12 protein-coding genes and 1 pseudogene are annotated in these 12,275 nt (G+C 34.2%); 6 read left to right on the forward strand and 7 right to left on the reverse strand.

Annotation, left to right across the window (positions count from 1 at the left end; translation table 11 throughout):
• Positions 1 to 41: 41 nt before the first annotated feature.
• Together AW729_RS05145 and AW729_RS11710 are read right to left on the reverse strand one after the other, a co-directional pair.
• Positions 42 to 719: a CBS domain-containing protein gene (locus tag AW729_RS05145; RefSeq protein ID WP_335645342.1), complete on the reverse strand. Its 678-nt coding sequence runs from the start codon at positions 717 to 719 to the stop codon at positions 42 to 44.
• Positions 720 to 746: 27 nt separating this feature from the next.
• Positions 747 to 964, reverse strand: a pseudogene (locus AW729_RS11710) (hypothetical protein); the annotation flags it as partial.
• A 271-nt stretch (positions 965 to 1,235) separates the two neighbouring features.
• On the opposite strand from AW729_RS11710, the gene atwA reads away from it, so the two are divergent.
• Entirely contained in the window at positions 1,236 to 2,837 is a 1,602-nt protein-coding gene (gene atwA / locus AW729_RS05150) for a methyl coenzyme M reductase system, component A2 (protein ID WP_112124102.1), read from the forward strand.
• Positions 2,838 to 3,088: 251 nt separating this feature from the next.
• On the opposite strand, the gene AW729_RS05155 is transcribed toward atwA, so the two are convergent.
• The 5 genes from AW729_RS05155 to hisA form a co-directional block, all read right to left on the reverse strand.
• A complete protein-coding gene (locus AW729_RS05155; protein WP_112124103.1) occupies positions 3,089 to 3,337 on the reverse strand; it encodes a hypothetical protein in 249 nt (82 codons plus the stop codon).
• A gap of 258 nt (positions 3,338 to 3,595) precedes the next feature.
• The gene (cofH, locus tag AW729_RS05160; protein WP_112124104.1) at positions 3,596 to 4,645 is read right to left on the reverse strand and encodes a 5-amino-6-(D-ribitylamino)uracil--L-tyrosine 4-hydroxyphenyl transferase CofH; all 1,050 of its coding nucleotides are present in this window, start codon (positions 4,643 to 4,645) and stop codon (positions 3,596 to 3,598) included.
• 163 nt (positions 4,646 to 4,808) lie between these two features.
• Positions 4,809 to 5,081 (reverse strand): hypothetical protein, encoded by a 273-nt coding sequence (locus AW729_RS05165; protein WP_204355170.1) that lies wholly within the window; start codon positions 5,079 to 5,081, stop codon positions 4,809 to 4,811.
• Positions 5,082 to 5,202: 121 nt separating this feature from the next.
• Positions 5,203 to 5,649, reverse strand: a complete 447-nt coding sequence (locus AW729_RS05170; RefSeq protein ID WP_112124105.1) for an adenylyltransferase/cytidyltransferase family protein — start codon at positions 5,647 to 5,649, stop codon at positions 5,203 to 5,205.
• A 68-nt stretch (positions 5,650 to 5,717) separates the two neighbouring features.
• On the reverse strand, positions 5,718 to 6,431 hold the full coding sequence (hisA, locus tag AW729_RS05175) for a 1-(5-phosphoribosyl)-5-[(5-phosphoribosylamino)methylideneamino]imidazole-4-carboxamide isomerase (protein WP_112124106.1): 714 nt from the start codon (positions 6,429 to 6,431) through the stop codon (positions 5,718 to 5,720).
• Between the two features lie 149 nt (positions 6,432 to 6,580).
• Here hisA and truA point away from each other — a divergent pair, with 149 nt between their 5' ends.
• The 5 genes from truA to AW729_RS05200 all read left to right on the forward strand — a co-directional run bounded on the left by truA (position 6,581) and on the right by AW729_RS05200 (position 12,199).
• Positions 6,581 to 7,402, forward strand: a complete 822-nt coding sequence (truA, locus tag AW729_RS05180) for a tRNA pseudouridine(38-40) synthase TruA (RefSeq protein ID WP_162685805.1) — start codon at positions 6,581 to 6,583, stop codon at positions 7,400 to 7,402.
• Between the two features lies 1 nt (position 7,403).
• Positions 7,404 to 8,717, forward strand: coding sequence for a non-hydrolyzing UDP-N-acetylglucosamine 2-epimerase (wecB, locus tag AW729_RS05185; RefSeq protein WP_112124108.1), 1,314 nt, complete (start codon positions 7,404 to 7,406; stop codon positions 8,715 to 8,717).
• 127 nt (positions 8,718 to 8,844) lie between these two features.
• Positions 8,845 to 10,137: a nucleotide sugar dehydrogenase gene (locus tag AW729_RS05190; protein ID WP_112124109.1), complete on the forward strand. Its 1,293-nt coding sequence runs from the start codon at positions 8,845 to 8,847 to the stop codon at positions 10,135 to 10,137.
• A 21-nt stretch (positions 10,138 to 10,158) separates the two neighbouring features.
• Entirely contained in the window at positions 10,159 to 11,151 is a 993-nt protein-coding gene (locus AW729_RS05195; protein ID WP_112124110.1) for an ATP-grasp domain-containing protein, read from the forward strand.
• Positions 11,141 to 12,199, forward strand: coding sequence for a hydantoinase/oxoprolinase family protein (locus AW729_RS05200; RefSeq protein WP_112124111.1), 1,059 nt, complete (start codon positions 11,141 to 11,143; stop codon positions 12,197 to 12,199). Before AW729_RS05195 ends, AW729_RS05200 begins: the two co-directional genes overlap by 11 nt.
• Positions 12,200 to 12,275: the final 76 nt, after the last annotated feature.

Here is a 12,275-nt window from a genome sequence, read left to right on the forward strand (position 1 = left end):
AATTATAAAAAAAGAAACATCATTTAAAAAAAAAGATAAGATTAAGAGATTACTAATCGTTCTAGAATATCCTTAAATGATATTACACCTGACATTTTATCATTTTTATCAAGAAGTACCATTAATGGTAAGTTGTTATGGTACATTATATCCATTGCTCTCATTAATGATATGTCATCTTTTGATGTTACTACATGAGAGTCCATGAAACTTTTTGCACGAATATCAAATACACGCTCTGATATCATTTTAACAATGTCATCAAACATTATTATTCCAAGTATTTCATCACCATCAACTACCGGTGCTCCACGAATATTATTGGAAACCAATAATTCTGCAACGTCAGAAATATTTAATTCAGGATCTATCGTTATAATATCTTTTGTTGCTATATCTTTTACCAGTATGTTGGGTACACTTTGTATATTATCTGTTTTTAACAACAATGCGTTGTCCACATCATCTCTTCCGACGATTGTTCCGTTGACGGTTAGATTATTAACTGGCGTAGGACCGATTTTTATTTCATCATCCAAATCCAATTGCTTAATATCCCCTACAACGAATATGGTGGCTTCACAGTCACCCGGTTTTAATATACTATTAAATTCTATTTTATTTACTGCTATATCTGATACTGCAAAACCATTAACATAGATTGGTATGTGGATTTCACACGGATCATCCTGTATGTTTAACGTGTGGTATGCCTCCAAGGTAGGTTTATATCCACCTCTTGGCCCAGGAACACCTTTACAAGCCCCAAACTACGTAATGATTGCATTTGGTTTCGTATTGTTCCGGAGTTTCTTCCCATTAATTTTGCTATATTTTCGCATTTAACAGAGGTACACTTGGATTTTCTGTATAGATTTATTAATGTCTGCAATATTTCTTTTTGTACTGATGTTAACATTGAATAATACCTCCCTGATTCAAGTAAAATGAATTCAAAGAACATTTTACTCAAAAAATAATTACACTTTTATTTATATCTATTATTTATTATTATCATATAATAAATATTTTATGATAAATGATTACAAATTAAAGTATAAAAAATAATCAATAATCTCTATTTGAATATGAGTTAAACATTAGTTGCATCTGGAAAAATACACGAACTACATTTAAATATATAATCAAGAAGGGACATATGTATAAATAATAAAAAAGTTTGAATGTAATAAAACTAATTAAATTTATATATAATTAAAAAACTGGTGTAAAATATGAGTTTTATAGAAGTAAAAAATGTTACAAAAAAATTCGATAACGAAGCAGTTCTCGATAACATTTCCTTTAATATTGAAGAAGGAGAAGTACTGGGTGTTCTAGGTAGAAGTGGTTCTGGAAAATCTGTACTATTAAACATGCTTCGTGGAATACCAGAATATGAACCGGATGAAGGCGAAGTATTCTACAATGTATCTGTATGTCCCCACTGTAAAAGAGTAGATGTTCCATCAAAAGTAGGAGAAACATGTAGCTGTAAAAAAGCAAAACTAGAAGAAAAAAATATAAACCTCTGGAAAAGTTCAAGAAGAGACTTCTCCGAAGTCAAAAAACGAATATCAATTATGTTACAGCGAACTTTCGCATTATACGAAGAGGATACGGTAATAGAAAACATAATGAAATCCTTTGAAAATCAAAGAGATGAAGACAACATAAACAAGGCAATTTCATTATTAAAAATGACCAGAATGGAACATAGAATCACACACATAGCCAGGGACTTAAGTGGTGGAGAAAAACAGAGAATCGTACTGGCAAGACAACTGGCAAAAAACCCTATGCTATTCCTGGCCGATGAACCAACAGGTACACTTGACCCTAAAACAGCAAAACTCCTACACGATGCACTCTTAAGCGGAGTTAAAGATAAAAACATTACAATGATTATAAACTCACACTGGCCAGAAGTAATTGAAGATCTATCAGACAGAGTTATATGGTTAGAAAATGGACAAATCAAAGAAGAAGGAGACCCTTCAAGCATAGTTACTGAATTCGTAAAAGAAATACCACTTCCTAAAAAACATGAAGAATTCACAACAGGTGGTCCACTAATTGAAATGAAAGACCTTAAAAAATACTACTTCTCAGTTTCTCGTGGAGTAGTCAAGTCAGTAGACGGTGTAACCCTAACAATCAATGAAGGAGAAATCGCAAGTATCGTGGGATTAAGTGGTGCGGGAAAAACCACACTATCCAAACTAATCGCAGGTATAATCGAGCCAAGTGACGGTGAAATAAAAATTAAACTGGGAGAAGAATGGATAGACATGGGTAAAAAGGGACCACAACATAGAGGTCGTGTAACACCACACATTGGATTACTACACCAAGACTTCAGTCTTTACCCATACAAAACAATTCTTGGAAACCTGACTGATGCAATAAGTCTGGACTTACCATCAGAATTTGCAAAAATGAAATCATTACACGTTTTAACAGCTGTGGGATTTAAAGAAGAAGAAGCATCCAAATTACTGACAAAATATCCTGATCAGATGAGTGGAGGAGAAAGACACCGTGTTGCTATAGCACAGGTATTAATCAAAGAACCACGTATTGTCATATTGGATGAACCTACAGGAACAATGGACCCTATCACTAGAAGAAACGTTGCAGAATCAATACTTAATGCACGTGAAGAATTAGATCAAACATTCGTAATTATTTCACACGACATGGACTTTGTATTGGAATGCTGTGATACAGCTGCATTGATGCGTGACGGTAAATTGTTAGACAACGGAAAACCAGAAGAGATAGTCAAACAATTAACATCACAAGAACGTACAAAAATGTTAAACAAACAATTATAACCCCCTTCTATTTATTTTATATTATTATATAACTCAATAATCAAAAAATCAGAAAAGATAGGAAGTTAATTAATTATCAAAAACACAAAATTAACTATTTTTAAAACAAATATGTTTCTACCAATACTTGAATAAATAATATTATTATAAAATCGTATTCCTTTTATAAAAAATGAAATCAAATAATTTAAAAAAAACAGTGCAAATAGAAGGAAACTTTGTATAAAAAATTAATAAAATGAAAAAAAAGGTTATATAGGTTTGTTGTTTATTCTCATTTGCATTCGAGCCTTTCTTCGACGACAACATCCGCCTCTTTGATGTCCTTGTCCATGTCCTTCATTTTTATTGCAGTTTCCCTGGCCGTGACCTTCCTTATTCTTACAGCACTCCTTGTCCTCATGCCCTGCTTTATCTTTACAGCATTCCCCTTTTTCATGTTTTTCATCACAGTCATGATTTTCTTTATTTTTACAACATTTTTCTTCTTCTGAATTCATATTCTTCACCATTTAGTATAGATTTAAGTAATTAAATAATAGTTACTTTCATAATTTTCTTTCTTTTTGTTATTTTATTATTTTCTATTTAATAACATGAATATTTAAAGATAGTCCAAACGGTAAAAAAAATAATTTTCAAAAATTTTGAAAAAAAAGTACAGAATAAACCCCACAGATAAACTAAAAAAAAAAACAGATTCATAAAAATTAACATCAACTAAAAAAAATAGGAATAAAAAGAAAATCACGGGAAAACTACAAATACTCATAAGTAGTGGTTCTTTCCTGTGGTATTCTTCCGATATCTGTTATTAATTCCTTCATCTTTTCAACGGACAGATATCCACCAAAACCACCGCCGGCAGCAGTGGATATCTTGTCTTCAATCATTGTACCGCCTATATCATTTGCTCCACAGTCAAGTGCCACCTGAGTCATTCTAAGACCTAACTTTACCCAGGATACCTGAATATTAGGCAGTGTCCGACCAAATATTATACGTGATATTGCATGCATCTTCAAATCTTCTATTCCGGTAGCCCCATGACAAGTTTTTCCCAACTCATTATTTTCACCAAGAAATGTCATCGGGACAAACTCTGTGAATCCACCGGTATCCTCTTGTATCTGTTTTATTAAAAATAGATGTTCGATTCTATCGGCCCAACTTTCAATACTTCCATACATAATCGTTGAGGTTGTTGGAATATCCAAATTATGGGCCTCCTTAACTATTCTTACCCACTCATCTGTTGAGAGTTTTCTTGGACAGATTTCAGATCGGACGGAATCAACAAGTATCTCCGCAGATGCACCCGTCATTGTATCCATACCAGCTTCCTTCAGTCTTTTCAATACATCAACCGTTTCCATATTAGAGTTTAATGCTGTTTGATATATTTCTGCTGGTGACAATGCATGTAAACAGATATCATGATTATCCTTTATTGTTTTAATAAGATTGACGTAATATTCAACATCCATCTTCTCATTTATTCCACCAAACAAACATATTTCAGTAGCACCAACTGATTTTGCCTGTGAAATACTATCGACTATCTCATCAACAGTCATGAAATAATTTTCATGATTTCTGAATGAACAGAACTTACATCCAATGATACATTCATCCGTAATATCTATGGCCTTATTTACCACGTAAGTTACTGTATCTCCAATTATATCCTGACGTAACTTATCTGCTGTGTCAAATAATTCGAACTGATTGGTATTGGATACCAAGTCCAATGCATCACTTGGCGTTAATTCATCATTCAATGACTTTTCATATATTTTATCTATCATAGAATTCACATTAAACTGTATAATTATCTATTTGGATAAAGAAATATTTAATAATTTAGAAATTAGAAATAGTCAACCAATTAATCAATGTTTAATAGGCATTTATAAAAAAGGAGTTTCAAAAAAATATTAAAATAATTTTTATAAAAAAAGTGAAGAATGATTATTCATCAAAGGTTAATTTCCATAAATAATATAGTTCTTCTATTTTATCTTGTTTTTTAGATCGTTTTTTAGATTTCTTTTTGAGAGTGGATTCTTCTCCGGACCAATTACCTACATTATCATCCAAATATTTAGCAATTTCTTCATCATAGTAACGGGTACCTATTGTATAACAATCAGGTTCATTACGTATATAGATAATTCCTCCACCTTTTTCTTCCATTACATCAGTGATTTTTAATAATATATCATAGTATTGTTTTGCCACCATAATTTTATACCTCCTCTGATTTATCTAAAAAAATTATACTATTATTAATTATATTCAAAATAGTATATTAATTTTGTCAATGGATGAGATATTGTAAAAAGTCATAACTTGCAGATTATTCTCACTCACATTCATCAAATACTTTTTTTGAAAAATGAGTATTCTTGATTTTTTTTATAATCTTACAACTGCTGTCCAATTCAAATTTTTTATAATCAGTTATCTTAACAACCTTGCTGTTTAAGCCCATGCCATTTAACTTTTTCTGTAAACTGTCTATGTTAAAGTCCTGATCAGGTCCTATTGCTATTATATCAGGGGATTTTTCTCGGACAATCTTAAATGGATCATCTTCAGAGCCAATATATGCCTCATCCACGGGTTTTAATAGTTGAATCATTTCTAATCTCTGTTCTTGACACATTATAGGTACTCGTTTATGTTGTTCTACCGTTTTATCTGTTGCAATAACCACCATCAGAACTGCATCATCGCCGCCTAGCTTTTTTGCCTTTTCCAGGTAAAATCCATGACCCGGATGTATTATGTCAAATGTACCTGTTGCCATTACTTTAATACTTATTCCCCCCAATATTTTAATCTAAATGCAAATTTTTTCATAGCTGTTATCTATAGCTAATCCTGGTATTCCAACAAATCTTCAAATTCAATTAATCCCTTGTATAATGCGGATCCTATTACGACATATTCGGTATTTATCTGTTTGAGACTTTTAATATCATCAATGGACGTTATTCCACCAGAATATATTACAGGTATGTCTATATTTGATATTAAGTTTTCTGCTATATCCAAGTTAATACCATTAAGCAATCCTTCAACGTCAACATTCGTAAATAGGATGGATCCTGCACCTTTATCCTGGAATATTCTGGCATACTCCAATGGCGTTTTGTCCGTGAATTTTGTCCATCCGTGCGTGACTACCCTGTTATCCTTACTGTCCAATGATACGCAGATTCTATCCTTACCGTACTCATTGGATAACTCTTCTATGATATCTGGATTTTCTATTGCCATAGTGCCTATGATAACAGTATCTATGCCTACATCCAGCAATTTACGGGCATCATCCATAGTACGTATTCCACCACCCATCTGTGTTGGAACTGTTGATTTTTCAACTATTTCCTTTACTATGTTGATGTTTTGACCGCTTCCCAATGCACCATCCAAGTCTACAATATGTAGTCTTTTTGCTCCCTTGTTAATCCATTTTACAGCTACATCAGCAGGATTATCTATTATAACCTGTTCAGTTCCCGGTTCTCCTTGAACTAACTGTACACATTTGGAATTTTTAATATCAACAGCCGGTATTATTATCATATTATCAAACCTTTTTTTAGTAAATATAACATACTATTAGTTATTACGGTTATCTTTTAAGTTTTTAACTATATCACTTAGGATAATCTTAAAAATAATATCTACCTAAAAACATATATAAATGTAAATAATGAAAGGTTTGTATTAAATTGAGAAGAGTAGCATTAAAAATTGCATACATCGGTACTGATTTTCATGGATACCAGAGACAACCAAACTATAGGACTGTCGAGGGAGAAATCATCAAAGCCCTTAAGGAGTGTGAACTGATAGAAGACACCTGGACGGCACATTATTCTGTAGCCGGAAGAACTGATAAGGGTGTTCACTCTACGGGAAATGTAATTTCATTCATAACAGACGGTGACATCTACATAAATAAGATTAACGGACTGTTGCCCGATGACATAAAGATTATTGGTGAAGCTCGTGTTCCCTATGGATTCAAGGTACGTTTTCCGGAATACAGGACATACACCTATGTTCAGCCAATAGATTCATTTGATAATATTGACCTTGAACGGATAGAAAAGACAATTCCATTGTTTATCGGAGAACATAACTTCAGAAACTTCTCCAAAAAGAATGAAAAAAATCCAAACCGTGAAATATATGACATGTCCTTTAAAAAGGAGGGAAATGTCCTGATTTTTACCGTTGTCGGTAAGAGTTTCCTATGGAATATGGTACGTAAGATGATTACTGCAATTCTTAAGATTGCCCGCAGGGAATTTGAGATAAGCGTCATTGACGAGTTGTTCAAACCGGTAGAGCAAAGACAATACATCCGTCTGACACCGGCTCCTGCCAAGGGATTAATCTTAAGCGATATGCAATATAGGAACATAAAGTTTAAGGAATATGATTATGCCAAAGAGAAGCTAGTTAAAGTATTATACAAACAATGCCTTTCATATGAACATTATATACAAGCGGATAATGTTCTTATCAAATTATTGGATGGGAATTAAGATGAAGATAGCAGTAATTCTTGGAACCAGGCCAGAGATTATTAAGATGGCACCGGTTATTGATGAGATTGAAAAGAATGATTCAGAGTGTGTATTGATACATACCGGTCAACATTATGACATTGAAATGTCAAAGCAATTCTTTATAGATTTAAAGCTCAAATTGCCCGACTACAATATTGGAATAGGATCAAATACTGCATTAAAGCAAATCAGCATCATAATATCCGAACTTGAAGAGATTTTGACTAAGGAAAAAGTTGATGTGGTACTGGTTCAAGGAGATACAAATGCTGCGCTTGCAGGTAGTTTAGCCGCCAATAAATTAAAAATACCAGTAGGACATGTGGAAGCCGGGCTTAGGTCATTTGATAAGAATATGCCTGAAGAAACAAATAGGATTCTTGCAGACAATTGTACCAAGTTGTTCTTTGTACCGACAGAAACAACGGCATTGAACCTTCAAAATGAGGGGTTCAACCATAACGATATCCACATAACGGGCAATACCATTGTAGATGCATGTTTTAGACATAAGGATATTGCCGAGGAGAAGTCAAAAATCAAGGACAAAATCATATTTGATGAATACATAGCCTTAACCATGCATAGAGCTGAAAATGTGGATAATCCAGATAGACTAAGAAGTATTGTCGATGCTTTGATAAACATTGATGAAAACATTGTATTTCCGGTACATCCCCATACCAAAAAATCTTTGAGGGACCTTGACTTATATGATAAGCTGGCAAATTGTGAGAATATTCAGATTACAAAACCTTTGGGTTATCTTGACTTCCTGTACATGATATCCCACAGCAAACTGATATTGACTGATTCTGGAGGATTGCAGGAGGAGGCAATAACCTTAAGCATTCCTTGTATAACATTACGATACAACACGGAAAGACCCGAAACGATTAGTGCCGGAGGCAATATATTGGCCGGGACTACAAGCAATCAGATTAGCAAAAACATCAACATGATTTTAGAGGACAGGGAAGTCTATGAGAGGATGAGCAATGCCGTTAACCCCTATGGTGATGGAACTTCCTCGAAAAGAATATATGACATTATCAGGAGCTATTACGATAAAAATTCATTAGACGTCACGTCTTTTGATGAGATAACCGACTTCAAGGGTTATTATATGAGGCATGTGACTGAGGAGGTGACTGTTGAATCTTATGAATCGTTACATGAGGGACATATTATTGAAGAGATATTCGAGGATGGCACTCCAGTTTATATCGACAATAATCTGAACTTGAAAAACAAGGATATAGTAGTCAAAGAATTTTCCAAAGTTGAGTAAATCTCGGCAATAAGAACTATCGGTTAATCAAAAAATAAATAATAGTTACAACCAAACTGTTATATAGATAAATGTTACTCTTGATTGAAAAGAAATGATATCTTCTACATAAAAGGAGCAAATTACAATGAATTTAAATAATAAAAAAATAGCCATTTATGGTTTAGGCCATATCGGTCTTCCAACAGCGGCAATACTGGCAAGTAATGACTTGGAAGTCATTGGTGCAGATGTCAATCCAACGACTGTTAATAATATCAATGAAGGTATTTGTTCATTTAAGGAACCTGGACTTGACGAATTAGTTAAAAGGGTTGTCAATAAGGATAAGCTTAAAGCTACAACGGATTTGGAAGAAGCCGCCAGGCTTGCAGATATACTCATTGTAATTGTACCCACACCCATTGATAAAGACAACAACGCGGACTTGTCATATGTCATATCCGCATGCAAAAGTATATCCAAGGGACTTGAAAGGGGTAATCTTGTCATTATCGAAAGTACCGTTCCCCCTGAGACAGGAATCAACGTCGTCAAGGGCGTACTTGAGGAGTCCCAACTGAAATGTGGAAATGACTTCTATCTTGCATACAGTCCAGAAAGGGCATTGCCGAATAATACCATCTATGAGATGACACACAATACCCGTATTGTGGGAGGATTCAATAAGGAAAGTGCCGATATGGCAAGCAAACTTTACTCCTATATTACAGAAGGGGACATAATAACAGTTAAGAACATGACCAGTGCCGAGATGGTTAAGCTTATGGAAAATACATACCGTGACGTGAATATTGCACTTGCAAATGAGTTTGCATTGCTGTGTGAAAAAATCAACGTTGACGTTAATGAGGTGATTGACTCGGCCAACTATCATCCAAGGGTAAACATTCATACTCCAGGTCCTGGTGTCGGAGGTCATTGCATACCTGTAGATCCATACTTCTTGATAGAACTTGGCAAGAAGTATGATGTCAAGACAAGACTCCTTGACGCTTCACGTTATGTGAACAATTACATGCCTGAACATGTTCTTGAAATGATATTGAAGTATAAAAAAGATAAAGACAACTACAGCATTGCAATTTTGGGAATGGCATATAAGGGCAATGTTGATGACATACGAGAGACACCTACCATTAAGTTAATCGAGTTACTTGAAGAACTTGACTTTGATGTTTATGTAAACGATCCGTATGTGGATGATGAGATTATTGAGAACTATGGGGTTAAGGCAGTAGAATATGAAGATGCTCTTGGGTGTGACTGTGTTGTTTTGATGACAGACCATGATTTGTATAAAGATTTGAATGCGGATATGCTGGTAAACAAGTTTATCATATCCACAAGGCCAATTTTGGATGCGGATGAATTTAGAAATAAGGGCATAAATTTCCAAGCTATTGGAAATATATGCTAATTACTTTTTTTGTGTATTATTATGAAGATTTTAATTTTTGAGTATTCAACATGCATGGGTATTGATAACTTAATTTCAGAGGGTTTTGAAATATTAAAAAGCATATTGAATGACCTTGAGGATATCCAAGAGTATGATGTGGACTATCTGTTGATGGATGGTTTAAGTATTCCTCATATTCACAATCATGAAATTATTTTGAAGGATGATTTGCTTAGTTGGCTTGCCGAAAACTCATTCAAATATGATTACTGTCTATTTGTTGCCCCTGAAGATGATTTAATTCAATATAGGCTTGCCAAGATTCTTGAAGACAATAATGTCCGACTGCTGACATCAAACAGTACTGCTTCATATACATGTTGTAGTAAAATTTTAACTTACCAGAATACACCTTCGGACATATTGAAAATACCATCAATGATTGTTGATATAAAAGATTATGACATTGATTTAATTAAGAGTAAACTCAAGTATAATGATATCATTTGTAAGCCGGATAATTACACCTCAAGCAATTACATATTCCACACAACAAAAGACAACCTTGAAAAAATAATTAACACCTACAAGAAAAACAACATCCGAAAGATGATGATACAGAAATATATAACTGGAAATCCAATCAGCATAAGTGCCATTGTAAACGACAAAGACATCAATATCCTAAGCATAAATTCACAAGTCATAACAGAAGACTATGAGAAAATAACATACTCCGGTTGTGTCAGCCCAATAAATCATCCCCTGGAAAAACGAATCAAATATGATTCCGTGAAAATAATACAATCCATCCATGGATTAAAGGGTTTTATTGGAATAGACTATATCATAGACGAAGATGACAACATATACTTTGTGGAATTAAACTCCAGAATAACCACCCCCTACATTGTATTGAGTAAAATATCAGAGGAGAACCTGACAAAATACCTGATAGACAACATCATCAGCAGCAAGAAAATGAATAAAATAGAATTTAACAAGAAAGGAGACTTTTATAATGGAACATGAATTGACGATAATGGGATTGGACATCGGCGGGGCAAATACAGACTGCTGCATCTGTCAAATTAATGGGAACAACATGAAACTTTTGACATCAAAAAAGCAATACCTTCCGATGTGGCAGAAAAAGGACAACCTGGCTGATTGCTTAAACAACTTCAAAGAGGATTATCATATAGATGTTGTGGTGGCAACGACTACGGCCGAATTATCCGACGGTTATGAATCAAAAAAAGAGGGTATCCTTGACATTACACGTAAAATTATAGATGTATTCGATGATGCAATCGTTAAATTCGTTACATTCAATGGTCTGAAGGATTATGAGTATGTTATAAATAATCCAATGGAAATGGCCGCCGCCAATTGGATAGCGACTTCACATCTGATATCGAAAATAAAGGACAACTGCATATTCATGGATATGGGAACAACCACAACGGACATCATACCAATAAAAAATCAGAAGGAATCAGCCACAGGTCATAGTGACTTGGAAAGACTTTGCAGTGGAGAGTTGGTTTACACGGGGATGCTCAGAACAAATGTGGCGGCAATAACCCATGAAATCCCGGTTAATGACAAGGTTGCCACAGTCAGCAGCGAACTGTTTGCAACTACTGCAGATGTACATATGATACTTGGCAACATTACACGGGATGAATACACCTGTTCTACAAGCGACAATAATGATAAAAGTTTAACCTCGTGCAAGAGACGATTGGCAAGGGTGGTTTGTGCCGATTTGGATATGCTCAACGATGATGAAATCATGGATATTGCCCGGTACGTGGAAGATAGACAGATAAGTCATGTGGAAGATGGTCTTAAGAAAGTATGCCAAGCAAATGATTTGAATGACGTTGTAATTACAAACTATGCCCATGCCGATATCTGCCGGAAGGCTGCAAGCAATCTGAAATTAAACATAACCTCATTAAATGATTATTTGAAGGAAGATTCGTTGAATGTCTGCCCAACACTGGGATGTGTGCAGATGTATGTTGATGAACATCTAGGCGATATCACGCTGCTTAGATTACAAAACAAGTAAAGTCAACATAAAATATGGTTATCCAGATTCCAAACTAAACCATATTCATTAATCGAAAAAAAATGAGTTTAAAAGA

Origin of the sequence: Methanosphaera sp. BMS, from assembly GCF_003268005.1 — an archaeon.
Classification (GTDB): domain Archaea; phylum Methanobacteriota; class Methanobacteria; order Methanobacteriales; family Methanobacteriaceae; genus Methanosphaera.

Bases quoted from the DNA above. Each gene is read 5' to 3' on its own strand.
- AW729_RS05165 (WP_204355170.1), bottom strand. From the start codon at position 5,081: ATGGTGGCAAAACAATACTATGATATATTATTAAAAATCACTGATGTA.
- wecB (WP_112124108.1), top strand. From the start codon at position 7,404: ATGAAGATAGCAGTAATTCTTGGAACCAGGCCAGAGATTATTAAGATG.
- atwA (WP_112124102.1), top strand. From the start codon at position 1,236: ATGAGTTTTATAGAAGTAAAAAATGTTACAAAAAAATTCGATAACGAA.
- AW729_RS05155 (WP_112124103.1), bottom strand. From the start codon at position 3,337: ATGAATTCAGAAGAAGAAAAATGTTGTAAAAATAAAGAAAATCATGAC.
- AW729_RS05190 (WP_112124109.1), top strand. From the start codon at position 8,845: ATGAATTTAAATAATAAAAAAATAGCCATTTATGGTTTAGGCCATATC.
- AW729_RS05200 (WP_112124111.1), top strand. From the start codon at position 11,141: ATGGAACATGAATTGACGATAATGGGATTGGACATCGGCGGGGCAAAT.
- cofH (WP_112124104.1), bottom strand. From the start codon at position 4,645: ATGATAGATAAAATATATGAAAAGTCATTGAATGATGAATTAACGCCA.
- AW729_RS05195 (WP_112124110.1), top strand. From the start codon at position 10,159: ATGAAGATTTTAATTTTTGAGTATTCAACATGCATGGGTATTGATAAC.
- hisA (WP_112124106.1), bottom strand. From the start codon at position 6,431: ATGATAATAATACCGGCTGTTGATATTAAAAATTCCAAATGTGTACAG.
- AW729_RS05170 (WP_112124105.1), bottom strand. From the start codon at position 5,649: ATGGCAACAGGTACATTTGACATAATACATCCGGGTCATGGATTTTAC.